Source organism: Brevibacterium album DSM 18261, from assembly GCF_000426445.1.
Classification (GTDB): Bacteria; Actinomycetota; Actinomycetes; order Actinomycetales; family Brevibacteriaceae; genus Brevibacterium; species Brevibacterium album.
This window is the reverse complement of the sequence record NZ_AUFJ01000009.1, coordinates 335040-358789: the sequence shown is the minus strand read 5'-3', so window position 1 is coordinate 358789 and position 23750 is coordinate 335040. Positions and strand designations below refer to the sequence as shown.

The 23750-nt window shown below is 71.3% G+C and carries 20 protein-coding genes; 11 read left to right on the top strand and 9 right to left on the bottom strand.

Annotated elements, in window-relative coordinates:
• Positions 1–113: 113 nt before the first annotated feature.
• Together K318_RS0101670 and K318_RS0101665 are read right to left on the bottom strand one after the other, a co-directional pair.
• Positions 114–881 carry a response regulator transcription factor gene (locus tag K318_RS0101670; protein ID WP_029088190.1) on the bottom strand — a complete coding sequence of 256 codons (768 nt, stop codon included), beginning with the start codon at positions 879–881 and terminating at the stop codon, positions 114–116.
• A gap of 152 nt (positions 882–1033) precedes the next feature.
• Positions 1034–1588, bottom strand: a complete 555-nt coding sequence (locus K318_RS0101665; protein WP_029088189.1) for a CGNR zinc finger domain-containing protein — start codon at positions 1586–1588, stop codon at positions 1034–1036.
• A gap of 270 nt (positions 1589–1858) precedes the next feature.
• Here K318_RS0101665 and K318_RS18605 point away from each other — a divergent pair, with 270 nt between their 5' ends.
• Together K318_RS18605 and K318_RS0101655 are read left to right on the top strand one after the other, a co-directional pair.
• Positions 1859–3061: an EamA family transporter gene (locus tag K318_RS18605; protein ID WP_084499495.1), complete on the top strand. Its 1203-nt coding sequence runs from the start codon at positions 1859–1861 to the stop codon at positions 3059–3061.
• Positions 3062–3325: 264 nt separating this feature from the next.
• Positions 3326–4234 carry a macrolide 2'-phosphotransferase gene (locus tag K318_RS0101655; protein WP_035280155.1) on the top strand — a complete coding sequence of 303 codons (909 nt, stop codon included), beginning with the start codon at positions 3326–3328 and terminating at the stop codon, positions 4232–4234.
• A gap of 98 nt (positions 4235–4332) precedes the next feature.
• Here the strand turns inward: K318_RS0101655 and K318_RS0101650 are convergent, their stop codons facing one another.
• From K318_RS0101650 to K318_RS0101625, 6 genes are all read right to left on the bottom strand, one after another.
• The gene (locus K318_RS0101650; protein ID WP_029088187.1) at positions 4333–5010 is read right to left on the bottom strand and encodes a methionine ABC transporter permease; all 678 of its coding nucleotides are present in this window, start codon (positions 5008–5010) and stop codon (positions 4333–4335) included.
• Positions 5007–6035, bottom strand: a complete 1029-nt coding sequence (locus K318_RS0101645; protein WP_029088186.1) for a methionine ABC transporter ATP-binding protein — start codon at positions 6033–6035, stop codon at positions 5007–5009. The genes K318_RS0101650 and K318_RS0101645 overlap by 4 nt, the downstream gene beginning before the upstream one ends.
• The gene (locus K318_RS0101640) at positions 6032–6955 is read right to left on the bottom strand and encodes a MetQ/NlpA family ABC transporter substrate-binding protein (RefSeq protein ID WP_051297325.1); all 924 of its coding nucleotides are present in this window, start codon (positions 6953–6955) and stop codon (positions 6032–6034) included. The genes K318_RS0101645 and K318_RS0101640 overlap by 4 nt, the downstream gene beginning before the upstream one ends.
• Positions 6956–7212: 257 nt before the next feature.
• Positions 7213–9156, bottom strand: a complete 1944-nt coding sequence (locus tag K318_RS0101635; protein WP_029088184.1) for an aconitate hydratase — start codon at positions 9154–9156, stop codon at positions 7213–7215.
• Between the two features lie 247 nt (positions 9157–9403).
• Positions 9404–11050: a DNA repair helicase XPB gene (locus K318_RS0101630; RefSeq protein ID WP_029088183.1), complete on the bottom strand. Its 1647-nt coding sequence runs from the start codon at positions 11048–11050 to the stop codon at positions 9404–9406.
• 19 nt (positions 11051–11069) lie between these two features.
• On the bottom strand, positions 11070–13808 hold the full coding sequence (locus K318_RS0101625; RefSeq protein WP_029088182.1) for a helicase-associated domain-containing protein: 2739 nt from the start codon (positions 13806–13808) through the stop codon (positions 11070–11072).
• A gap of 214 nt (positions 13809–14022) precedes the next feature.
• Here K318_RS0101625 and K318_RS24520 point away from each other — a divergent pair, with 214 nt between their 5' ends.
• The 5 genes from K318_RS24520 to K318_RS0101600 all read left to right on the top strand — a co-directional run bounded on the left by K318_RS24520 (position 14023) and on the right by K318_RS0101600 (position 18274).
• Positions 14023–14292 (top strand): hypothetical protein, encoded by a 270-nt coding sequence (locus K318_RS24520; protein ID WP_156913735.1) that lies wholly within the window; start codon positions 14023–14025, stop codon positions 14290–14292.
• Positions 14293–14740: 448 nt separating this feature from the next.
• Positions 14741–15109, top strand: a complete 369-nt coding sequence (locus tag K318_RS0101615) for a cold-shock protein (protein ID WP_029088181.1) — start codon at positions 14741–14743, stop codon at positions 15107–15109.
• Entirely contained in the window at positions 15109–16161 is a 1053-nt protein-coding gene (locus K318_RS18600) for a DUF3027 domain-containing protein (RefSeq protein ID WP_084499494.1), read from the top strand. Before K318_RS0101615 ends, K318_RS18600 begins: the two co-directional genes overlap by 1 nt.
• Positions 16162–16271: 110 nt before the next feature.
• The gene (locus K318_RS0101605; RefSeq protein WP_029088180.1) at positions 16272–17540 is read left to right on the top strand and encodes an MFS transporter; all 1269 of its coding nucleotides are present in this window, start codon (positions 16272–16274) and stop codon (positions 17538–17540) included.
• A gap of 224 nt (positions 17541–17764) precedes the next feature.
• A complete protein-coding gene (locus K318_RS0101600; RefSeq protein WP_029088179.1) occupies positions 17765–18274 on the top strand; it encodes a DUF456 domain-containing protein in 510 nt (169 codons plus the stop codon).
• A gap of 36 nt (positions 18275–18310) precedes the next feature.
• On the opposite strand, the gene serC is transcribed toward K318_RS0101600, so the two are convergent.
• Entirely contained in the window at positions 18311–19465 is a 1155-nt protein-coding gene (serC, locus tag K318_RS0101595) for a phosphoserine transaminase (protein ID WP_029088178.1), read from the bottom strand.
• Between the two features lie 167 nt (positions 19466–19632).
• On the opposite strand from serC, the gene pdxH reads away from it, so the two are divergent.
• The 4 genes from pdxH (at position 19633) to K318_RS0101575 (ending at position 23525) form a co-directional block, all read left to right on the top strand.
• Entirely contained in the window at positions 19633–20373 is a 741-nt protein-coding gene (pdxH, locus tag K318_RS18595) for a pyridoxamine 5'-phosphate oxidase (RefSeq protein WP_084499493.1), read from the top strand.
• A 193-nt stretch (positions 20374–20566) separates the two neighbouring features.
• Positions 20567–21256, top strand: coding sequence for an iron-dependent transcriptional repressor DtxR (locus K318_RS0101585; RefSeq protein ID WP_029088177.1), 690 nt, complete (start codon positions 20567–20569; stop codon positions 21254–21256).
• A gap of 425 nt (positions 21257–21681) precedes the next feature.
• Positions 21682–22482: a C40 family peptidase gene (locus K318_RS0101580; RefSeq protein WP_029088176.1), complete on the top strand. Its 801-nt coding sequence runs from the start codon at positions 21682–21684 to the stop codon at positions 22480–22482.
• A gap of 539 nt (positions 22483–23021) precedes the next feature.
• A complete protein-coding gene (locus K318_RS0101575) occupies positions 23022–23525 on the top strand; it encodes an HNH endonuclease (RefSeq protein ID WP_029088175.1) in 504 nt (167 codons plus the stop codon).
• The last annotated feature ends 225 nt before the right edge of the window (positions 23526–23750 follow it).

The window sequence follows — 23750 nt, the reverse complement described above, 5'->3', positions numbered from 1 at the left end:
CTGCGGGGTGCTCCCTGATCGCTGGGTTCCGTCCGACCGCCTGTGCCGAGGCCCGGGTGCGTTCCCGGGCTCGTGCACTCGCGGGAGGGGAGCCGGTCCGAGCCGGCTCCGCGTCACTTGCTCTCCGGCGTGCGGAGCATGTAGCCCACACCGCGCTTGGTCTGGATCATGGGCTTCCACTCCAGTTCGATGGGCGTGCCGGCCTCGTCCGTCGTGGGGGCGACGTCGATCTTGCGGCGCAGGTAGGAGATGTAGGACTCCACGATCCCGGTGTCCCCGCCGAAGTCGTACTCCCAGACGTGGTCGAGGATCTGCGACTTCGACAGCACGCGGTTGGCGTTGAGCATGAGGTAGCGGAGGAGCTTGAACTCGGTGGGGGAGAGGTCGATGAGGATGCCTCCGCGGCGCACCTCGTGGGTGTCGTCGTCGAGCTCGAGCTCGCCCACCTCGATGACCGCGCTCTCCTCCTCCTCGAGGCTGTGGGTGCGGCGCAGGACGGCGCGGATGCGGGCCACGACCTCCTCGAGGCTGAAGGGCTTCGTGACGTAGTCGTCGCCGCCCACCGTGAGGCCGGTGATCTTGTCCGAGGTGTCGTCCCGGGCCGTGAGGAAGACGACGGGGATGTGCTTGCCCATCTGGCGCAGGCGCCGGGTCACGGCGAAGCCGTCCATGTCCGGGAGCATCACATCGAGGACGAGGAGGTCCGGCTCCTTCTGCTCCGCGATCTTCAGCGCGTCCGTGCCGTTCGCGGCGGAGAGGACGTCGAAGCCGGCGAAGCGCAGGCTCGTGGACAGCAGCTCGCGGATGTTGGGCTCGTCGTCGACGACAAGCAGGGTTGCCTCGGTGTCGGGTTCCTGGGAGAGGGGGTTCTGTGTACTCATAACGTCAGTCTGAACCCGCAGTCTGGATGTTTCCTGGAATAAGGCTGAATATGATTGTTGCGTACGTCACATTTCATCCAGGGTCTGTCGGTTCTGAGTTCCGGCTGTGTGCGGAGTGGCCGCGGGCTGGGCGCGCGGTGGGCGGGGCTGGTTCAGTCCTGCGACAGGCGGGCGCGATACGCGGCGACGTGTGTGCGGTTCGCGCAGTTCCCGCGGTCGCAGAAGCGCTTCGACCTGTTGCGGGAGAAGTCGATGAAGACCCCTCCGCAGCCGGGTGCTGCGCATGTGCCGATGCGGCTGAGTTCGCCGTCGACGATGAGGTCGGTGAGCGCCACGGCGATGTCCGCGGCCACGCGCACGGAGAGGGCCGCCTCATTGGGCACCGCGTGCAGGTGCCAGTCCCATTCGCCGTGCTTCTGCAGTTCGGGCAGCGTGCGCGTCCGCCGGTAGAGCTCGTTGACGAAGGCGGCCGTGCGTCGCGCGCGCTCCTCCCCCTTCTCCTCCAGGAGCGCCGTGCGCATGTCCTCGCGCAGGATGCGGAGGGCCTCGGCGTCCGCCTCGTCCGCGTGCAGCGGGGGTGAGAAGGAGTGGCGCCGGGCGAGGTCGCGGACGTCTGCGGAGTTCCCGATCGTCTCCTCCTCGAGGTGCGAGTTCGCGAGCTCGGTGAGCATCCCGAGAACGGACCTGTTGTGCGTGGAGATCTGCATGTGGTGAGTCTCGCACATGTAAGGACCATCGGCACCTTGACTCATGACTCCGTGCTCGTGTCTCATGGATCGTGCGCCGCTGTTCCGCGGCCGGAGAAGGACTCCCGTCCGCCTCGACCCCACCCTGCAGCCTCCTGCCCGGTCCGACCTGCGCCCGCAGCGCCCCTGCTTCCTGCGGAGTGCGGGTGCTGCGACCGGCGCCCCGGCGCGCGGTGGGGGCCGTGAGCCGGCGGCCGCGGGTCCTCACGCACTCTCGAGGAGGTCCTGGGAATGAACCGCACCCTGATCGGATTCGGCTTCATGCTGCTGTCGGCGTTCTTCTTCGCGGTCTCGGGGCCCATTGCGAAGACCATGTACGCGTCGGGCTGGTCGCCCGGCGCGGTCGTGCTCGTGCGGCTCGCCGGCAGTGCGCTCATCCTGCTCATCCCCACGCTCGTGACGCTGCGCGGCCGCTGGGGCGAGGTGGTGCGGTCCTGGCGCATGGTCGTCACCTACGGCATCGTCTCGATGGTGGGCGTGCAGCTGCTGTACTTCCTCGCGGTGCAGGAGCTCACCGTCGCCGTGGCCCTGCTGCTGGAGATGACCTCGCCGTTGCTGATCGTGTTCTGGCTGTGGGCGACGACGCGCATCCGGCCCGCGACCGTGACGTTCATCGGCATGGCGCTCTCGCTCCTGGGCCTCATGCTCATCCTGGATCCCTCCTCCAGCCACATCTCGGTCACGGGCGTGCTCTTCGCGATGGGTGCGGCGGTGTGCCTCTCCAGCTACTTCCTCGTCTCCGCCAAGGCCGATTCCGGCATCCCGCCCGTCGCGCTCACCGGCCTGGGCATGGCGGTGGGGACCGTGGTCATGGCCCTCATCATCCTGCTGGGCGTGCTGCCCGCGGACTTCTCGGCGGCACCCGTGCAGATGGGCGCGGTGTCCGTGTCCTGGATGGTGCCGCTCACGCAGATCGTGCTGTTCACGGCCGGTGCCTACGTGTTCGGCATCTGGGGCCTGCGGCTCGTGGGTGCCACCGTCGGCGCGTTCGTCAACCTCACCGAGGTGCCCTTCTCCGTCATCGTGGCGTGGCTGCTCATCGCGGAGCTGCCCACCCACATCCAGATGTACGGCGGACTGGGGATCCTGGCCGGCGTCGTGTTCATCAAGTGGGGCGAGGTGCGCCAGGAGCGCCGCATCCAGCGGGCCGTCGTCCTCTCCGATCCCGCGACCGGTCCGCTCTCGCTCGCCGCCGTGCGGGCAGGGACGGAGGGCGAAGCCGAGGCAGGGGCGGACAGCACGGCCGAGGCGGGGACGGGCGGCGTGGTCGAGGCGGGGACGGGCGGCGTGGCCGAGGCGGGGACGGGCGGCGTGGCCGAGGCGGGTGGCGCCTCGGGCGGCGGAGTGGAGGATGCCGCCGAGGCTTGGGCTCAGGGGGAAGGCGAGCCTGCCTCGGGCGCTGACGCGGCGCGGGTGCGCAGCGTCTCCGTGTAGCAGCGGCCCCGCGCCGTCGGCCTCGCACCACAACTCGCTCGCCACCCAAAGTGCCGCTGGACGCGCCCATATGTCGGGGCGTCCAGCGGCACTTTGGGTGGCAACCTGTGGTGTTTGGGGTGGCTGGCGGTGCGCAGGGTGTGGCGGATGAGTGCATCTGCCACCATTGAGTGCATCCCGGACACCATCGTCCGGACACCAGCGCCCAGGCACCATCGTCCGGACTCAGCGCTCCGGACACCAGCGCCCGAGGAGAGTGATCGCATGACTGCCCCCGATTCCGCCCTGCGGGCCGAGATCGCCGAACGCGCCGCCGCCCACGGACTCGACGTGGACGCGGAGACCATGAGGACCGTCGAGGCGGGCCTCGACTACCGCGTCGCCTTCGCCTCGGCGGAGGATGGGACGGAATGGGTCCTGCGGATCCCGCGCCGGGCGGACGTCTCCGAGAAGGTCGCGGACGAGGCGCGGATCCTCGGGCTGGTGCGGGACCGGCTGCCCGCCGCCGTGCCGGACTGGCGCATCAGCGGGCCGGACCTCATCGCCTATCCGCGGCTGCCGGGCGAGCCCGGTCTCACGCTCAGCACGGACGGAGAGCCCCAGTGGCACTTCGACCGGGAGGACCCGCACTATGCGCGCTCGTTCGGCCGGCTCATCGCGCACCTCCACGGGATCGGCGCCGAGGACGCGAGGGCGGCGGGAGTCTCGGTCCGGACCGCGGACGAGGAGCGCGCGGAGTGGCGTGCGCGCCTCGAGCGGGCCTCGGCGGCGTTCGCGATCAGCGATGGGCTGCGCGCGAGCTGGGAGGTCTGGCTCGACGATGACGGGCTGTGGCCGGAGTTCACCGCCCTCACCCACGGCGAGCTCTACCCGGCGCACCTCCTGCTGGATTCCGACGGCGAAGTCCGCTCCGTGCTCGACTGGACCACCGCGAAGGTGGGCGATCCCGCCGTCGACTTCATGTACCACCACATGCTCTCCGGCCCGGAGGCCTTCCGGCTGGCGGTCGAGGCCTATGCGGAGCTCACCGGGCGGGTGCCGCGGCGCCTGGGGGAGCGGTGCGAGGCCCTCCTCTCCGCTGGGCCGCTGAGCTATGCCGAGTACGCGCTCACGACGGGCGATCCCGAGCACGCGGCCGCCGCACAGGCACAGCTCACACCCACAGATGCGTGAGCCGGCGAAGCATCCCACCCCTTGTGCCGCTGGACGCTCCGACGTATCGGAGTGTCCAGCGGCACAAGGGGTGGGGACGTGGGGATGCGCCTCTCGCGCTACCTCCGCAACACCTTCTTCGCGGCCCAGTTGCCCACCATCTGCAGGGACTGGACGAAGACGATGACGACGGCCACGGCGAGCCAGGTGACCTCCGGACGGAAGCGGTTGTAGCCCTCGACGATCGCGAAGTTTCCGATCCCGCCGCCGCCGATGATGCCGGCCAGCGCGGACATGTCCGTGAGCGCGATGATGACGAAGGTGTAGCCGAGGATGAGCGGTCCCAGCGCCTCGGGCAGCATCACCGTGAGGATGATCCGGGTGCGCGAGGCTCCCATGGCGCGGGCGGCCTCGATGACCCCGGGGTCGATGGAGACGAGGTTCTGCTCCACGATGCGGGCGATCGCGAAGGTCGAGGCCCAGATCATCACGAACACGACCGCGTCGTTCCCGATCCCGCTGCCGATGACCGCGATGGTGACCGGCTGCAGCGCGGCGATGAGGATGACGAACGGGATGGGGCGGATGAGGTTGACCACGAAGTTCGTGAGCAGCCAGACGGGGCGGTTGGCCAGCAGGCCCCCGGCCCGCGTGGTGTAGAGCGCGAGCCCGATCACCAGGCCGATGATCCCTCCGAACACGAAGGCCCAGGCCACCATGTAGATGGTGTCGCCGATCGCCCCGAGGAGCTCGGGGCCGTAGTAGGACCAGTCGAGGTCCCTGTACGTCTCGATCATCCGTGCACCTCCTGCACCCGGCCGGCCGACGAGAGCTCTGCGATGAATGCGTCGACGGCGGCGTCCGCGCCGTCCACGGCCACCGTGAGGAGGCCGTAGGACGCGTTCTTGGTGGTGTTCATGCCTCCGTGGACGATCTCGAACGTGACCCCGTGCGCGCTCGCGCTGCCCAGCACGGTGCTGACGGCGCCCGAGTCCTGCAGCGACACCGTGACCAGCCTGCCGCCCACCGTCTCGCGGATGCGCTGGACGTCCTCGGCGCTGGGCCGGTCCTTGAGGGCGGATTCGACGAAGCCGGCCTCGGCGCTCTCACGGGGATTGGAGAAGATGTCGTAGACGCGGCCGGTCTCCACGATGCGGCCGCGGTCCATCACGGCCACGCGGTCCGCGATGGCCCGAATGACCTCCATCTCGTGCGTGATCGCGACGATCGTGATGCCGAACTCCTCATTGGCGCGCCGCAGCAGGCGGAGCACCTCGCCGGTGGTGTTGGGGTCCAGTGCCGAGGTGGACTCGTCCGCCAGCAGGATGTCGGGTTCCGCGGCCAGGGCGCGGGCGATGCCGACGCGCTGCTTCTGGCCGCCGGAGAGCTCCTCGGGGTGCTGCCCGGCCTTCTCTGCCAGGCCCACGAACTCGAGGAGCTCCGCGACCCGCTCGCGCCGGCGGGCCTTCGACCAGCCGGCGACCTTGAGCGGGTACGCGACATTGCCGGAGACCGTGCGCGAGTGGAAGAGGTTGAACTGCTGGAACACCATGCCGATCCGCGAGCGCACCTTGGGCAGCCGCGATTCCCGCATGGCCGAGATCTCCTGTCCCAGCACGGTCACGGAGCCCGAGGTGGGCTTCTCGAGGCCGTTGATCATGCGGATGAGCGTGGATTTGCCCGCGCCGGAGAAGCCGATGATGCCGAAGACCTCGCCGCGGTCCACGTGCAGGGAGACCCTGTCGACCGCGGTCACCGCCCTCTCCCCGCTCCCGAAGGTGCGGGTGACCTCCTTGAACTCGATCAGATGATCGGAGCTCACGCGTCCGCGTCCTCGGCCGTCTCGCGCAGGAAGTCCTCGTACTCGGCGAGGGCGTCATCGATCTGGGTGCGGTCGGCCTGCGTGGGGACGGAGGTGCCCTCGGAGAGCTCGTCCGCGGAGGCGAGCACGCGCTCGTCGTGGTAGAGCGCGGCGATGTCCTGGAGCACCTGATCATCGCGGTCCTCCGCGCGCACCACGAAGCCGTTGACGAAGGGGAAGGCGCCCGGGTCCTCGGGGTCGTCCGCGGTGAGCGCGGAATTGGGGTCGAGCTGTGCGTCCGCGGCGAAGCCGTTGTTGATGATCGAGCCCTGGACCGACTGCAGCGCGTTCACCGTCTGCGCGGCGTCGACGGGGTGGACCGTCACGGTGGAGGCCTCCTCGTCGATGTCCGCAGGACGCGGCTCCGGCACATCGTTCTTCAGGGTGACGAGCCCGGCGGCGACGAGCACGTTGATGCCGCGGGCCTGGTTGATCTCGTCATTGGCGATGGCGACCTCATCGCCCGGCTGGAAGTCCTCGACGGAGTCGTAGACCTCCGAGTACAGGGGCAGCGGGATGATCTCCGTCGACCCGATCATGGTGAGGTCGTCGTCGTTCGCGACGTTGTAGTTGGCGAGGTAGGCGATGTGCTGGAACCAGTTGGCGTCCAGGTCGCCGTTCTTCAGCGCGGGGTTGGGCTGGTTGTAGTCGTCGAAGCTCACGATCTCGACCTCGTGGCCCAGCTCGTCCGTGGCGATCTGGGCCAGCAGGCGGTGCGTCTCGTTGGGCGTGGTGACGCCGATCCGAATCACATCGTCGTCCGCGGCGTCACCGCCGCCGAACACGGAGCAGCCGGAGGTCAGCGAGAGCGCGGTCAGCCCGGCGACGACCGCGAGCCCGCGGCGGAGGCGTCGCGGAGAGGTGGGGAGCGAAACTGACATGAGGTCTCCTCGTGTGCGGGGCCTGCGGTCGCGGATCGCGCGCCGCAGGGAAGTCTGTCGAAGCAGGGGCCACGCTAATCAGCACGGTGCCCTCCTGCGACAGGCCTGCCACGGACCGTCACATTGCGGCTGTGTCCTTCCGCACACGAGGAATGGGCCCGCCTCGCGGCCTCGCCCTGCGGTCTCGCCGGGTGAGCGGTTTCTGCAGGATTCACCCGTCTGAAACCGACAGGAACCGCTCACTCGGCGGGTCGGGTTCAGACGGACTGCGCGGTGAGCGGGATGCGGCCCCCGGCGAGCACCATCTCGACCTGGCGGTCCGAGAGCCGGTGGCGCAGCGTCACAGTGCGTCCGCCGATGCGGGCGATGAGAGTGTGCCCGCCGGTGAGCGCCTCGCGGATGCCCTCGAGGACGACCTCGTCGCCCTGCTTGACCGCGTCGCAGTCGCCGGGGTCCTCGAACTCGAGGGGGAGGACGCCGAAGTTCGCGAGATTCTGCCAGTGAATCCGTGCGAAGGACTTCGCGATGACCGCACGCAGACCGAGGTGGCGCGGGGCGATGACGGCGTGCTCGCGGGAGGAGCCCTGCCCGTAGTTCTCGCCGGCGACCACGACATGGCCGCCCGGGGTCTCCTTCGCCCGCTCGGGATAGCTCGGGTCGATCCGGACGAAGCTGAAGTCCGCGATGCGGGGGATGTTGCTGCGGTACGGCAGCACGCGTGAGCCGGCGGGCATGATCTCGTCCGTCGACACGTCGTCGCCCATGACGAGCAGGGCGGGGACGTCCAGCCGGTCCTCGAGCGGCTCGAAGGAAGGCAGCGAGGCGATGTTGGGTCCCTTCACGAGCTCGACCTCTGCCGCCCGGTCCGGGTCGAGGGGCGCGAGCAGCATGCCGTCGAAGGCGCTGAAGCGCTCGGGCATGGCGGGCCTGGGATAGGGCATCCCGTGCGATTCGGTGAGGGTGCGCGGGTCCGTGATCCGACCGGTCAGGGCTGCGGCTGCCGCGGTCTCCGGCGAGCACAGCCATACGGCGTCCTCCTCCGTGCCGGAGCGTCCGGGGAAGTTGCGCGGCATGGTGCGCAGCGAGTTGCGCCCGCTCGCCGGCGCCTGCCCCATGCCGATGCAGCCCATGCAGCCGGACTGGTGGATGCGCGCGCCGGCCGCGACGAGCGAGGTGAGCCAGCCGCCGGAGATGAGGTCGGCGAGCACCTCGCGCGAGGTCGGGTTGACGTCGACGGAGACTCCGGGGTCGCTCTGCCTGCCGTGGAGCATCTCGGCGACGACGGCGAAATCACGCAGTCCGGGGTTCGCCGACGAGCCGATGACCACCTGGGAGACCTCTTCGCCCGCGGCCTCGGCGACCGGCACGACATCGCCCGGCGAGGACGGCCTGGCGATGAGCGGCACCAGCGCGGAGAGGTCGATGCGCTCCGTGAGGTCGTAGGTCGCCCCCTCATCCGCGACGAGGTGCGAGTGGGCGTCCGGGCGTCCGACGGCGGTGAGGTAGTCCCGGACTGCCTCGTCGGCCGGGAACACGCTCGTGGTCGCGCCGAGCTCCGCACCCATATTGGCGATGACATGACGGTCCATCGCCGTGAGCCCGGCCAGGCCGGGCCCGTGGTACTCGATCACCCGGCCCACGCCGCCCTTCACACCGTGACGGCGCAGCATCTCCAGGACGACGTCCTTGGCAGAGACCCAGTCCGGCAGCTCACCGGTGAGCTCGACGCCCCAGACCTCGGGCATCGTGACGTAGAGGGGCTGGCCGGCCATCGCCATCGCCACCTCCAGGCCGCCCACGCCGATCGCGAGCATGCCGAGCGCGCCCGCCGCGCAGGTGTGGGAGTCGGAGCCGATCATCGTGGCGCCGGGCCTGCCGAACCGCGATTGGTGCACGGGGTGCGAGACGCCGTTCCCGGCCTTCGAGAACCACAGCCCGAAGCGCTGTGCCGCCGACTGGAGGAACAGGTGGTCGTCCGGGTTCTTCTCGTCCGTCTGCAGCAGATTGTGGTCGACGTACTGCACGGAGAGCTCGGTCCTGATGCGGTCGAGGCCCATCGCCTCGAGCTCGAGCATGACCATGGTGCCGGTGGCGTCCTGGGTGAGCGTCTGGTCCACCGTCAGGGCGATCTCACCGCCCGGTTCCATGGCGCCCTCGACGAGGTGTGCGGCGATGAGCTTCTCGGTGACGTTCTGGGCCATGATCGTGTCCTCCCGTGTCCGTCGCGCGTCCTCCCGGAGCGGGCGCCGTTCTGCGCGGAAGCGATCGGTCCGGATGAGCGCTGCGGCTCGGCCGGGGCCTCGGCGGAAGCGGCGCCTGCGCCGGATTCCACTCCCATGGTAGGCGGAGGGGAACGGCTGTGTCAGGCGGACTCCGCGCGGGGCCTCGGGACAGGCTCGACGAACCCGGACGGGGAGACGGCGTCGTGCGCGACAGGGGTGAGACGCCTCACCGTGATTCGATCGTGTACGCGTAGCCCTGCTCCGTGAGGAAGCGGCGGCGGTGTGCGGCGAAGCGCTCGTCCACCGTCTCGGCCGCGACGACGGTGTAGAACGTGGCCGCCTGCGCGTGCAATTTGGGGCGCAGGATGCGGCCGAGTCGCTGCGCCTCCTCCTGTCGCGAGCCGAAGGAGCCGGACACCTGGATGGCGACCGAGGCCTCGGGCAGGTCGACGGAGAAGTTCGCCACCTTCGAGACCACGAGCACCCGGACGGTGCCCGCGCGGAAGCCCGCGTACAGCTCCTCGCGCTCCCGCTCCGGGGTCTTCCCCGTCAGCACCGGTGCATCGAGCGCCGCGCCGAGCTCCTCGAGCTGATCGAGGTACTGACCGATCACGAGGATCTGCGCCTCCGGGTGGGCGGCGACGAGATCGCGCACGACCGGGATCTTCGCATCCGCGGTCGCGGCGAGCCGGTACCGGTCCTCGCCCTCGGCGCTGCCGTAGGCCCGCCGCAGTCCGGCGTCGAGGCGCACCCGCACCTCGTGGCACGCGGCCTGGGCGATGAAGCCGGCCTGTTCGATCTCCTTCCACGGCACCTCGAACTGTTTGGGGCCGATGAGGGAGAACACCTCGTCCTCGCGGCCGTCCTCGCGCACGAGGGTGGCGGTCAGCCCCAGCCGCCGCCGGGCCTGCAGTCCGGCCGTGAGGCGGAAGACGGGCGCGGGCAGCAGGTGCACCTCGTCGTAGATCACGAGGCCCCAGTCCCTGGCATCGAGCAGCTCCAGGTGCAGGTAGGAGCCCTTGCGGCGGGTCGTGAGCACCTGATATGTGGCGATCGTGACGGGGCGGATCTCCTTGACGCTGCCGGAGTACTCGCCGATCTCCTCCTCCGTGAGCGAGGTCCGGCGGAGCAGCTCCGCCTTCCACTGCTTGGCCGAGACCGAGTTCGTCACGAGGATGAGCGTGGTCGCCTTCACCCGCGTCATCGCCGCCGCCCCCACGATGGTCTTGCCGGCACCGCACGGCAGCACCACTACGCCGGACTCGCCCGCGAGGTAGGTGTCGACGGCGCGAGTCTGGTACGGGCGCAGCTGCCAGTCGCCGTCCGTGAGCTCGATCGCGTGCGCCTCGCCGTCCACATAGCCGGCCGCATCGGCGACGGGATGTCCCAGCTTGAGCAGGACGTGCTTGAGCTCGCCGCGCTCGGAGGGGTGGACCACGACGGAGCTTTCGTCGAGGCGCGTGCCCGTCTTGCCGGCGAGGTCCGGCTGCTCGAGGAGGGAAGTGAGGAGGCCTGCGTCCGTGCTCTCGAGGACGAGCCCGTGCACGGGGGAGCGCACCAGTGTGAGGACGCCCCAGCGGTCCATGACGTCGACGATGTCGAGCAGGAGCTCGTGCGGCACGGGATGCTTCGCGTAGTCGAGGAGGACGTCCACCACGCCCTCGGCATCGTGCCCGCTGGCCCGGGCGTTCCACAGGCCCAGCGGCGTGATCGTGTAGGTGTGGATGTGCTCCGGGGTCTTCGACAGCTGGGCGAAGGGGGCGATGGCGATCGCGGCCTCGGCGGCGTCCGGGTGGTCGGATTCGAGCAGGACCGTCCGGTCCGACTGCACGATGAGGGGACCTCCCGTGGTCACGCTCGGCTCGATGCTCATGCTCCTCCTCGTGCTCGGCTCACACTCGTTCCACCTCGACGATGCGCGAGGCGGCGATCCGCACCGCGCTCCCCGCCGAGGAGCGTCCCAGCACCCGTCCTGCCCGCACCGCCTCCGGGACCATCCGGATGCGCCGCAGCGAGCCGTCCGAGCTCACCGCCACCAGGTCGACCGGTGCGCGGACCGCGGCGGCCTCGCTCAGTTCGGCGAGGACCTCCTCCGGGCCCGCTCCGGCATCAACCGCCGAGGCCGCCCCCGCATTCCCGGCGGTGCCCGGTGCCGCAGCGGCCGTTTCACGAGAAACGGACCGCGCGTCTGCCGCACCTGCCGCTTCTCGGCCCGCCCTGCGCTGGGCGCCTTCGTCTGACACAGCCGTCCCGGTGCCGGCCGCTGCCGGACCAGTGCGACCGCGCCCGGTTCCGCTGCGACTCGCGGCAGCGGTGCGGCTGGCGCGCAGCCGGGCGATGTGCGCCTCGGCGTCCTGCGGCTGTACGCGCGTGCTCCGGACGACCGGAGGCTCAGGTCGCACGGGGGCGGCGGTCCGGTCGGAGCGGGTGCCGCGGCTCTCGGTGTCTGCGCGGAGCACGGGGCGGTCCTCCGTCTCCACGAGCGCCATCACCCGGTCCGCGGGTGCGGAAGCGATCGCCACGGTGGGGGAGAGCCTGCGCATGCCGGTGGCGACGGAGGCCGGATCGTCGAAGATGACGTCGAGGTCCGCGGGGTCGTCGACGACGATGACGCTGCGCGCCGCGGCGACCCGGATGCGGGTCAGCCGCGAGGCCTGCGATTCGACCATGTGCGTGAGCGTCGAGGGGACGCCGGTCGAGGAGAGCTCGGCGAGGTCGGCGAGAAGGGACTCCGCGTCCCTGCCCGCGCGCAGGGCCGCGGCGATGGTCTCGTCCGTGACGCGGAAGACCGTGCCCTGCCCGCGGGTGTCGATCTCGGCCAGTGCCTCCAGCCGGGTCTGGACCGTGTGCTCGAGGGGCCCCGAGGCCACCGCCGTGAGATCGGACTGGAGCGTCACCGTGGTCTCCAGCGGTGGCAGGAGGGCCGCGACGGCGGCCAGGAGGTCTGCGGGCAGGGGAGTGGTCGAGGTCCCTGCATCGGTCTGCGACCGCGTTCCGGAAGCGGTGCGGTGGCGGTCCTCGGCGGAGGCCGGTCGCCGTGCCTGCGATGCTGTGGGGCGAGTGGCCGGGGCCGTCGTGGTGGAGGGCGCAGCCTCGTCGGCATCCGCCGGAAGAGGCTCCGGTGCGGGTGCGCGGGGGCCTGCCGCACGGGGCGCCTCGGGGTCGTCGCGGAGCCAGCGGGCGAGTGTGCGGCCCAGAGGAGTGAGCGCGTGCGCATGTGCCCGGCCCAGGGGAGAGGCGGTGAGCCCGAACGATTCGGCCTCGTCGAGCACCTCGGCGAGCTCATCGGAGGTCAGCACCGCCAGCAGCGGGTGGGAGAAGGTGAGGAGGGCGAGCAGATCATCCTCCTCGACGCCCTCGCCCGAGGCTGTCGCGGCCCTGCCAGATGCGGTACCGGAGGCTTCCGCGGCTCCGGCTGCCTCTGAGGTGCCGCCTGGTGCAGTGCCGACCCGTGTGCTTCTGCCCGCCTCTGCGGCTCCGGCTCCGGCCTCGTCCGTGGCCAGCAGTGCGGTGAGCACGAGGCGGCGCAGCAGCAGGATCTGCGGGTGAGAGACGGGGAAGCCGGGGAAAGCGGTGCGGGAGTGCTCATCGCGTCCCAGGAGGTGCACGCGCTCGCCCGCCGGGGTGCTGCCGGCGAGGACGTGGACCACATCGGCGGGGTGGGTGAGCCATGCCCACACGAGCTGCGCCCAGACCTCCTCGCGCGGTGCCGCGGCGGCGGTGTCATAGGTCGGCGTGGGCAGCCAGAGGGGATCGGAGGGATCGGGCGATGCGCCGAGCCAGCCGAGGTGGGAGGCGAGCTCCGCGGTGAGGGCGAAGCGCGCGGGGCTCAGGCCCACGGCGCGGGCGAGGACCTGCGCATCGCGTTTGCCGACGCCGCCGCTGACCAGCTGGGAGACCTCGTGCCGGGCGAATTCGCCGGTGGCCGCCAGCGCCCGCGCCACGGCACCCGCCGCTCCGGCCGCCTGCGCATTGTCCAGGAGGGGTGCGGACACCTGCGCGGTGTGCAGGGGGCGGGGATCCCGCGCGGTCTCCCAGGGCAGGGCCGAGGCGCGTTCGGCCGCGGTCATGGGCAGGAGTGCGGCGACCTCCGGATGCACCCGGTACGCCGAGGCGGTGAGCGGCCACGCATCTGCGGTCGCCTGGGTGACGCCCGCGTTCTCCTCCGAGAAGGCGGGCCAGAGCAGCCCGGCCGCGATGGCCGCGGTGAGGGCGGGGGCGAGGGGGTCCGCCCCTGTCTCGGCCGCTGCCTCCGCGGCTGGCCCCGCTTCGCTGCGAGTGGTTCCTGCGTGCCCCTCGGCGACTGCGTGAAGTTCCCTCTGTGAACCCCCGGCGCCCGGCTCGCCTGGCGCGGCGCCCGGCGCGCCGGTCGCGGTGTCCGCGAGGTGCTCCCGGGGTACGTCCGGTGCGATGCGGGACCGGACGGCGGCGCGATGGACGATGCGCAGGGCGGCGGCGTCGAGCATCTCCAGTCCCGCAGCGGCGGCGGCGCGTGAGGCGGCGAGGGTGGCGAAGCGGCGGGCATCGGGCGCGTCGGTGCGCAGCAGGTCCGTGCGGGTGCGGGCGATCCGGTCGAACCAGGGTGCCGGCGCTGCGGCCAGCCAGGCGACGAAGGAGAGTGTTTCGCGCATCCTCCCGATTCTACGCGGGAGAGGGGCGAGCGGCGGTGGACAGCGACCTCCCTCAGCCTCGCCCGCCCCTCACCTCCGCACGCTCAGCCGTGGAGGGCTATAATGATCAGCGCGCGGCGTTCCACGCCGTGCCCACAGCCCACGCCGGTGATCCCCGGACCGCTCAGCGGTGCCGCGCGGACACCGGTTTCGTCACCCGCGGAGGAGGTGTCCGATGTCAGCAGCAGCCCAACCACAGGCCGGCGCGCAGACAGGCGCAAGTTCGGCAGCGCAGAGACCGCCCGGCGCGGTGACGGGGTGGATCGCTGCAGTGCTTGCGGGCATCGGCCTCCTCAGCCTCGCGCTCGTCGTGGTGACGGGCCTCATGGGGGTGGTCGTCTCGCCGGTCTTCACCTGGGCGGGACTGGTCCTCCTCCCGATCGCGTTCGTCCTCCTGATGATCGTCCTCGTCATGCAGATCGTCAGGCGCACGCGGATCACCTGAGACCCACCCGCCCAGCGACCGGACGGAGCTGATGTCGCCCGGGCTGCGGGACTGCTGAGACTCGCCCCTCCTGGGAAGCTCGGCCTGAGGCGACCGGACCGGCTCCGATCGGCTGTCGAAGCGCCCTGCTGCACCCATGCGGAGTGAGCTGCCCCGGACTCGACCGGCAGCGGTCCGGTGATCACCCGCAGGCGAACACCCTGACGATGCTCAGTGCGCAGTGATGATTCGGACCGTTCCCCGCCCGCCCGCGCCGCTCCCGTACAGAGGGCCCGCCTCGGCTGAGATGCGGGGATCCGCACAGGGAAGCCCGAGCGCGGCGAGCGCCGATCTCAGAGATTCCGGAGCGCAGGCCGCCCGCGGGGACTCAGGCCCCCGCCCCGGGGCGAGCACATCACCGACCCACCAAGACCCTCCCACCCAGACCAGACACACGAAAGGAACGCACATGCCCACTGGACGCGTGAAGTGGTTCGACGCCGGAAAGGGATTCGGCTTCGTCACCGCCGACGACGGCGAGCAGATCTTCCTCCACAGCTCCTCCCTGCCCGCGGGCACGGAGGTGGCCCCCGGCACCCGCCTGGACTTCGACGTCGTGGACGGCCGCAAGGGCAAGCAGGTGCTCAAGGCCCGCATCGTCGAGGCCCCCGCACGGGTCCGCCGCAACCCGGAGAAGACCGCCTCCATGATCGAGGACGTCATCCGCATGCTGGAGGACACGTCGAGCGGCCTGCGCCGCGGGCGGTACCCTGATACCGGGCACTCCCGTCGCGTCGCGGAAGTGCTCCGCGCAATCGCAGACGACCTGGAGGGCTGATGTCCGGACTGTTCGACCGCTGGATCGCCTCGGTGCAGAGCACCCCCCGAGCCGAATCGGGCGACGGCACTGCGGTGGAGCCGTCCCAGCCCGCCCTGTTCGACACGGGCACCGCCGAGGCCGCTTCCCGCGATGCGGAGCCGGCCTCGGCCGCCGAGGCCCCGGCCCCCGCCGTGGAGCAGCCCCCCGTCGCTGAGACCGCCTCGGCCGGGGCCGTCCCGGAGTCGGCCGCCGCGAAGGCCCCTGCCGCACCCGCCCGCCCCGCACGGAAGCCCGCGCCCCCTGTCCTCGACGCCGTCCTCGCCGCCGCCGTCGACGTGGCGCGCGAGGCCATCGCCGAGGCCGCCGGCGCCTCCGAGATCGGCGCGCACCTGGGGGCGGTGGCCGAGGGGACGCGGCTCGTCACCCACAGCTTCGAGTGCACGACACCCGCCTACCGCGGCTGGCACTGGGTGGCGGTCCTCGCACGCGCGCCCCGCTCCAAGAAGGCCACGGTGTGCGAGACCGCCCTGCTCCCCGGTGCGGACGCGCTCCTGGCCCCCGAATGGGTGCCGTGGGAGAACCGCGTGCAGCCCGGCGACATGGGCCCCAAGGACGTGCTCCCCCGGGAGGAGGACGATCCCAATCTCGACCTCGGCCTCGAGCAGGTCGACGCCCAGCCCGGCGACGACATCGATCAGGTGCCCAATTTCGAGTTCGGCCTGGGCCGGGTGCGCGTGCTCTCCCGCGAGGGCATCGCGAAGGCCGCCGGCCGCTGGGAGCGCTCCGATGCCGGCCCCGAGGGCGAGTACGCCAAGAAGGCCGACGCGCAGTGCTCCACCTGCGGCTATCTCATGCCCATCGCCGGCAGCGTCCGCACCCGATTCGGGGTGTGCGCCAATGCGTGGTCGCCGTTCGACGGCCGCGTCGTGGCGCTCGACGCCGGCTGCGGCGCGCATTCGGAGACGGACGTCGCGCGGCACAGGCCCGCACCGTCCGAGGCGGTCCTCGACGAGATCAACGAGCCCCTCGAGATGATCGAGACGGGCGCCGGCTCCGCGCAGCGCGACTGAGCTCCGCAGCGGAGCGCGAGCCCGCCTCGGCGACGGCCTTCCGGACAGGCGCCCGCTACCCACCACAGCTGAATCACTGACGTCCTTCGAAGGGGGCGCTCTCTCACCCGATGTCCTCGATGTTCCGGTCCCTGCAGGAGCCCAACTACCGCAAGTGGTTCAGCGGCGCCCTCGTGTCCAACACCGGCACGTGGATGCAGCGGACGGCGCAGGACTGGCTCGTCCTCACGCAGCTCACGGACGAGGACGCCGCCGCCCTCGGCATCTGCATGGCCCTGCAGCTGGGGCCGCAGCTCGTGCTCTTCCCCTTCGCCGGCAGCATCGCGGACAAGTTCCCCCGCAGGAAGCTCCTCCTGCTCACGCAGATCCTCATGGGCACGATGGGCCTCGTACTGTTCGTCCTCACCGTCACGGGGGCGATCCACCTGTGGCACGTCTACGTCCTCGCCCTCGCGCTCGGCATCGTCGCGACGGTGGACGCGCCCGCGCGGCAGGCCTTCGTCTCCGAACTCGTGGGCGACGCGCTCGTGACCAACGCGGTCTCGCTCAACTCGGCCTCATTCAACAGCGCGCGGATGATCGGCCCGGCGGTGGCCGGCGTGCTCACCGCCGCGGCCGGGGCCTCGACCGTCTTCCTCATCTCCGGCCTGGCCTTCGCCGGGACCGTCGGCATGCTCCTGTGGCTGGATCCCGGCCGCCTGCACGCCCCTCCCGCGCGCAGGTCCGAGGGCGGCCGCGGCCTGCTGGGTGGCTTCTCCTACCTGCGGACGCGACCGGACATCGTGATCGTGCTGGCCGTGATCTTCGTCGTCTCCACCTTCGGCATCAACTTCAACATCTACACCGCGACGATGGCGCGCGTGGAGTTCGACCGGGACGCGGAGGCCTTCGGACTGCTCAACTCCGTGCTGGCCGTCGGCTCCCTCGCGGGCGCGCTCATCGCGGCCAAGCGCGAACAGCCGAGGCTGCGGATCGTGTTCTTCGCCGCGGGCGGCTTCGGACTGGCCTGCGGGATCGCCGGGGTCATGCCGGGCTACTGGTCCTTCGCCGCCGCTCTCATGCTCATCGGCTTCTCCTCCATCACGATGCTCACCAGCGCCAATGCGTACGTGCAGACGACGATCCCGCCCGCCGTCCGGGGCCGTGTGATGTCGATCTACATGGCCGTCGTCATGGGCGGGGCGCCGCTGGGCGCGCCGTTCGCCGGCTGGGTCGCGGACATGCTGGGGCCGCGCGCCGCCCTGGGAGTGGGGGCGGCCTCGGGCGTGGCCGGGATGCTCGTGGGCGCCGTCTGGATGCTCGGCGCCAAGCATCTCCGGGTGCAGCGGGCCACCCGCCCCCGCAGGCTCATCCACTTCACCTACGACGGCCACCCCTGAGGGGCGCGCATCTGAGGGGAGTGCGCGCCCTGAGGGGAACGGCGGTCTCGTCCGGAGAGGCGACCTCAGGGCATTCCGGCGGATGAGGTCGCAGGGGTGCGGGACTGCCTGCTGGAGGGCGGCCTGGGCGGACGGTCGGGCGGCTCCCGTAGACTCGGGCGCGACCGGCAGCGGCACGCTCGGCACGGGTGCCGGCGACACCAGCGCGAACGGAGTCCCCCGCCATGACGACCGATCTCATCGTCACGCTCATCGCAGGCCTGCTCATGCTCGTGGGCTGTGTGGGAATCGTGGTCCCTGTGCTGCCGGGCTCCATCCTCATCGGCGTGTGCGCGCTCGTCTGGGCGCTGGTCCTGGGCGGAGGGCCCGTGTGGACCGCGTTCGCGGTCATCGCGGTGCTGGTAGGGATCGGCATCTCCGCCTCGTGGGTGCTCACGGGCAGGAAGCTCAAGGAGCGGGGCATCCCCAACAGCTCCCTGCTGCTGGGCGGAGTCCTCGCGGTCGTGGGCTTCTTCGTGGTGCCGGTCGTGGGCCTGCTGCTGGGCTTCGTCGCCGGCCTCTGGCTCGCCGAACGGCGCAGGCTCGGCGACGCCCGCGAGGCCTGGGACACCAGTTGGAGCGCCCTCAAGGTCGCCGGCGTGGGCATCCTCATCGAGTTCGGATGCGCCGCCGTGGCGCTCGCCGTGTTCGCGGGCACCGCGATCCACCACTTCCTCACGCTCGCACCCGCGTGAGGCTGCGGGCGCGAGCGTGAGGACGCAGGGCGGGTCTCAGGCCTGCGCCGCCTCCGCGCCCCAGGCGTTCAGCACCCAGTCGATGCACGCGAGCAGAGCGCGCACCTCGTCCGGGTCCACCGCGGTGAAGGTGGCGATGCGCAGCTGGTTGCGGCCCAGCTTGCGGTAGGGCTCCACGTCCACGATCCCGTTCTCGCGCAGCGCCTTCGCCAGTGCCGCGGCGTCCACGGACTCGTCGAAGTCCACGGTGCAGACCACGGCGGAGCGGTCCGCGGGATCGGCGACGAAGGGTGCGGCGACGGGTGAGGCCTCGGCCCAGTCGTAGACGAGAGCGGAGGACTCGGCGGTGCGCGCCGCTGCCCAGCCGAGCCCGCCGTGTGCGTTGATCCACTCGATCTGCTCGGCCAGCATGATGAGGGTGGCGACCGCGGGGGTGTTGTAGGTCTGGTCCTTGCGCGAGTTCTCGAGCGCCGTGAGCAGGCTGAGCGAATCGGGGATCCAGCGGCCGCTGCCCGCGATCTCCTCGATGCGGGTCACCGCCCGCGGCGAGACTAGGGCCACCCACAGCCCGCCGTCGGCCGCGAAGTTCTTCTGCGGTGCGAAGTAGTAGACGTCCGCCTGCGCGATGTCCACGTCCAGCCCCCCGGCCGCCGAGGTGGCGTCGATGACGACGAGGGCGTCCTCCGCCGCGTCCTCCGGCCTCACCACGGGAACCGCGACACCCGTGGACGTCTCGTTGTGCGGCCAGGAGTACACGTCCGCCGAGGCGTCGACCCGGGGGAGCGCACCGGTGCCCGGCTCGGCGTCCACGAGGAGGGAATCCGCGAGGAACGGCGCCTTCTGCGTCGCCTTCGCGAACTTGGAGCCGAACTCGCCGAAGGCCGCGTGCGAGGCCCGCTCGCGGACCAGGCTGAACGCGGCCGCGTCCCAGAACGATGTCGAGCCGCCGTTGCCCAGGATCACCTCGTAGCCCTCCGGCAGGGAGAAGAGCTCGGCGAGCCCGGTGCGCACGCGGTGCACGAGGGACTTCACCGGCGCCTGCCTGTGCGAGGTGCCCATGACGGTGCGGCCGGCGGCCGCGACGGCGTCGATCTGAGCGGGGCGGACGCGCGAGGGACCCGCTCCGAAGCGGCCGTCGGCGGGCTTGAGATCGTCGGGGATGATGACCTGGGTGGGGGCTGTATCACTCACGGGCCGATCCTACTGGGGCGTTCGCGGGTCCGGCGGACCGTCTCACTGCAGTCCGGGCGGCGAGCTGCCGGGCGCGCTCCTGCGGGAGGACCGCTGACAGGCCGCGTGCGGAGGGATCGCGGCCGCCTCCCCGCGGCCCGGGCATCGCGCGGGAGTACGGTGGGCGCATGGACGAACTCACGACACCGACCCCGCACGGAGGCGGGGGAGCGCTGCCCCCTGATGCCCCCGCCTCGGCGGAGGCCCGCGATGCGCTGACCCGGCTGGCCCGCCAGCGGGTCGAGTACGACGACGCCGATCTCGCGCTGCCCGGCGGCAGCCCCGCGGAGGTGTTCGCGCAGTGGTACGAGGAGGCGGGCGAGGCCCTGGCCGAGCCGAACGCGATGGTGCTCGCCACGGCGGACGAGGCCGGTCCGGCCGCACGGATCGTGCTGCTCAAGGAGGTTGATGCGGAGGGCTTCGTCTTCTACACCAACTATCTCTCGGCCAAGGGACGGCAGATCGGCGCCGATCCCCTCGTGGCGCTCGTCTTCCCCTGGCATGAGATCCATCGGCAGGTGCGTGTGCGCGGCATCGCGGAGAAGGTCGTTCCGGAGCAGTCGGACGCGTACTTCGCGCTGCGCCCGCGCGGTTCGCAGCTGGGCGCGATCGCCTCCGAGCAGTCACGTCCCATCGCCTCGCGCGCGGAGTTCGACGAGAGGATGACCGCGCTCGAGGCCGAATGGGAGGGGCGGGAGCCCGTCCGGCCCGAGCACTGGGGCGGGTACCGGGTCAGGCCCTATGAGATCGAGTTCTGGCAGGGGCGGCGCAACCGGATGCACGACCGCTTCCTCCTCACGAGCCGCGAGGGGACGCCTGCGCCTCTGGACGAGGCCGATCGCTGGTCGCAGGTGCGTCTGCAGCCCTGAGCGGGACCGGGCGCGCGCCTCTGCGGGTTCGGTAGGAGGCCCTCAGTACCGGTCCGCGCGCACCGCCCATAGAATGGTCGTCCAGGCCGGGGCGGCGGTGCGCCGTCCGCGCCGAAGGTCCCGCACGCGTGTGAGGGGCACTCGGCGCAGGCCCCAGCAGCGGCGCGCCCGATGGCAAGGAGAGAACAGAGACGTGAACGACCTCATCGACACGACCGAGATGTACCTCAAGGCGATCGTCGAGCTCGAGGAGCAGGGGATCGTTCCGCTCAGGGCCAGGATCGCCGAGCGGCTCGACCACTCCGGTCCCACCGTGTCCCAGACCGTCGCGCGGATGGAGCGCGACGGCCTCGTCATCGTCGACGAGGACCGGCACCTGGAGCTCACGGAGGACGGGCGGCGCATCGCCACCCACGTCATGCGCAAGCACCGACTGGCCGAGCGCCTGCTCGCCGATGTGATCGGCCTGGACTGGGAGCTCGTCCACGACGAGGCCTGCCGCTGGGAGCACGTCATGAGCGAACAGGTCGAGACCCGCCTGCTCGCGATCCTGCCGGAGCACCGCACGGACCCGTACGGCAATCCCATCCCCGGTCTCGCCGAACTGGGCGCCGAGGACGCGGCACCGCGCGCGGCGGTCTCCGTCGTGCGCGCGGTGAAGCAGGGACGGACTGCGGGCCTGCGGATCGCCTGGCTCGCCGAGCCCCTCCAGGTCGAGAACGAGGTCCTGCGCCAGCTCAGGCAGACCGGGATCGTCCCCGGCGCCACGGTGACTGCGGAGAGCGACGGCGATTACGTCACACTCCGGGCCGAGGGGGCCGAGCAGGTGCTCGACCTGCCCACGGAGACCGCCGCCTTCGTCTTCGTCACGGCCGAGGGCTGAGGCAGCTCTCCCGAAGGGGTCCCCGCGGTTCTGCGCGTCCGCGGTTCTCCGCCCCGGCGCCCGCAGCCGTGGGCGTCCCTTCGGTTACGGTCCGAGGTGTATGGAACACATCACTCGATATCTTTCCGCATCACCGCCGTTACCTTTGTGACCAGCGCTTCTATGGGAAACCCCACCTGCGTCCTCGGGTTCCGTGATCTTCTCCGTGACACAAACGTGACATGGCGTTGCAGATCGTTTACAGTTGTCGAGGCGCCTCCACCAGGGGGCGGTCCGAGCCGGGTTCCGCACGCCGCGCCCAGCACGATCGGACATATTGGACCTGAGCGGCGGCGAGGCACCGGAAGACCGTGAGCGCAGCTCTCAAGGCAGGGCAGAGCATCTCCAGCTCGGCGCGCCGCCTCGTAGGAATTGGAGAGGACACCGTGGAACTTCGCAAGCATGGTCGCCGCGCGGCCGACACCCGCGTGAAGACCCCGCTCACCGAGCTCACAGAATCGCTCAGCGCCAACTACGGCGTCGTGGGGCGGCGCGCAGCCGTCGTCGCGGCCGCAGGCGGCCTGGTCGTCACCGCGACCCTGCCGGCGATGGGCGAGGACGGCGGCGAGCAGGCGGCGGTCACCGCCGAGGCGGAGGCCCAGTCCACGCCCGAGTTCGTCAACCAGGCCAAGACGGTCGTTCCCGAGGCGGAAGAGGACGCGCAGGACCTCGTCGGCGCCGTGTCCGTCGAGAACGTCACCGCCACCTCCGCTCCCGAGCCGGCCCCCGAGCCCTCGGTCTCGAGCAACGACGACAGCAGCGATTCCGGTTCCTCCTCGGAGGGCTCCGGCGAGTCCTCCGACAGCGGCAAGTCCGATGAGGGCAGCGACGTCGCCCTCCCCGACGGCTCGAAGGCCGAGCAGGTCATCGCCATCGCGAAGCAGTACACGGGCGTCCCCTATGTCTACGGCGGCACCACGACCAGCGGCTGGGACTGCTCCGGCTACACCTCCTTCGTCTACTCCAAGGTGGGCGTGAACCTCCCCCGCAGCTCCGGCGCACAGGCTTCGTCCGGACGCACCGTCTCGGCCTCCGAGGCCAAGCCCGGCGACCTCGTGTACCGCCCCGGCCACATCGGCATCTATGCGGGCAACGGCATGATGTACGATGCCGGCTCCTCGAGCTCCGGCACCTCCTACCGCAGCCACTCCTGGATGGGCAGCGTCACCTACATCCGCGTGCTCTGAGTCCGCTCGGACTCCCGGTCCCGGTGCCCTGACGGTGCCGGAGCCCGGTGCGCATCCCTCACCCCCGCAGCGACCACAGGTCCGGTCGCTGCGGGGGTGAGGTGCGTTCCGGGGGCATCCACGTGCGCGCTGGAGTGCGGGGTGCGGGTGCCGGGGGCGCTCGAGGCGCGCGGGCTGCGAAGCTCCGGCCGCCTCGGCGGCCCTCTTCCTGAACCCGGGGTGAACGCCGGTGAACTGCATCCGGAGTGTTCCTGGGAGTGCGCCCGGACGGCGGCCGCGCTCTTCCCCGCGGGCCGGTGAACCCCTAATGTGGTGTGGGTGAGTCCGGAAGTGCGCATGGTCGGCTGGGTGAGCTGTGAGCGAGCAGCTCGCCGCGATGCGGTGCGCGCGGCGGACGCCCTATGCTCCGCGGATCCCATCGATCCTGCGGATTCGATATGCCCTGCGAGTGCCCCGGTGCGCTCGGGACGGCGTCGCGCTCTGTGCGCGGCGCCGTCTTCTGCGTTCTGCGGCCTGCGCGGGGCGGCAGGAGGCGGACCATGAAGACCCTGGTTCTCAACGCCGGCTACGAGCCGATGTCGGTCGTGTCGTTCAAGCGCGCGCTCGTGCTCGTCCTGGCGGGCAAGGCGAATGTGCTGGAGGCGGATGCCGCCCGTCCCGTGCGCAGCGAGCAGCTGTCGCTGGACCGGCCCACCGTCATCATCCTCACGCGCTATGTGAAGCCTCCCTCGGCCCGCACCGCGGCGCTGTCCCGTCGCGGCGTGCTCAGGCGGGACGGGCACCGCTGCGCCTACTGCGGGAGGAGCGCTGCGACGGTGGACCACGTCATGCCGAGGTCCCGGGGCGGCGCGAACTCGTGGACGAACCTCGTGGCCTGCTGCCGCAGCTGCAATTCGCTGAAGGGCGACCGCACTCCGGAGGAGATGGGCTGGTCGCTGCTCGTCCGGCCCGAGGCCCCGGACGCCGGCCGGTTCTGGCTGCGGGAGGTCGACGCTCCGGCCGAGGTGTGGGCGCCGTTCCTCGAGCTGGGCCGGGCTGCCTGAGCGGGCTGTCGCCCTGAGTGCGGCTGCGCTGACTGGAGCGGGCTCGGTGCGGCTGCGCTGACTGAACGCGGCCTCGGCGGCGGCCTCGCGATGCGGCGGCGCACGAGCGGCGAGATCGGAACCCTGCGGATCGTGCGCGTCCGTCCGCCATGCGGTGACCCGCAGATCGCATCCCGGCGAAGCCTGTGCGATGCGCTCACGAGCGGTAACGTGTGTCCTGCAGCA

Bases quoted from the DNA above. Each gene is read 5' to 3' on its own strand.
- K318_RS0101670 (WP_029088190.1), bottom strand. From the start codon at position 881: ATGAGTACACAGAACCCCCTCTCCCAGGAACCCGACACCGAGGCAACC.
- K318_RS0101665 (WP_029088189.1), bottom strand. From the start codon at position 1,588: ATGCAGATCTCCACGCACAACAGGTCCGTTCTCGGGATGCTCACCGAG.
- K318_RS18605 (WP_084499495.1), top strand. From the start codon at position 1,859: ATGAACCGCACCCTGATCGGATTCGGCTTCATGCTGCTGTCGGCGTTC.
- K318_RS0101655 (WP_035280155.1), top strand. From the start codon at position 3,326: ATGACTGCCCCCGATTCCGCCCTGCGGGCCGAGATCGCCGAACGCGCC.
- K318_RS0101650 (WP_029088187.1), bottom strand. From the start codon at position 5,010: ATGATCGAGACGTACAGGGACCTCGACTGGTCCTACTACGGCCCCGAG.
- K318_RS0101640 (WP_051297325.1), bottom strand. From the start codon at position 6,955: ATGTCAGTTTCGCTCCCCACCTCTCCGCGACGCCTCCGCCGCGGGCTC.
- K318_RS0101635 (WP_029088184.1), bottom strand. From the start codon at position 9,156: ATGGCCCAGAACGTCACCGAGAAGCTCATCGCCGCACACCTCGTCGAG.
- K318_RS0101630 (WP_029088183.1), bottom strand. From the start codon at position 11,050: ATGAGCATCGAGCCGAGCGTGACCACGGGAGGTCCCCTCATCGTGCAG.
- K318_RS0101625 (WP_029088182.1), bottom strand. From the start codon at position 13,808: ATGCGCGAAACACTCTCCTTCGTCGCCTGGCTGGCCGCAGCGCCGGCA.
- K318_RS24520 (WP_156913735.1), top strand. From the start codon at position 14,023: ATGTCAGCAGCAGCCCAACCACAGGCCGGCGCGCAGACAGGCGCAAGT.
- K318_RS0101615 (WP_029088181.1), top strand. From the start codon at position 14,741: ATGCCCACTGGACGCGTGAAGTGGTTCGACGCCGGAAAGGGATTCGGC.
- K318_RS18600 (WP_084499494.1), top strand. From the start codon at position 15,109: ATGTCCGGACTGTTCGACCGCTGGATCGCCTCGGTGCAGAGCACCCCC.
- K318_RS0101605 (WP_029088180.1), top strand. From the start codon at position 16,272: ATGTCCTCGATGTTCCGGTCCCTGCAGGAGCCCAACTACCGCAAGTGG.
- K318_RS0101600 (WP_029088179.1), top strand. From the start codon at position 17,765: ATGACGACCGATCTCATCGTCACGCTCATCGCAGGCCTGCTCATGCTC.
- pdxH (WP_084499493.1), top strand. From the start codon at position 19,633: ATGGACGAACTCACGACACCGACCCCGCACGGAGGCGGGGGAGCGCTG.
- K318_RS0101575 (WP_029088175.1), top strand. From the start codon at position 23,022: ATGAAGACCCTGGTTCTCAACGCCGGCTACGAGCCGATGTCGGTCGTG.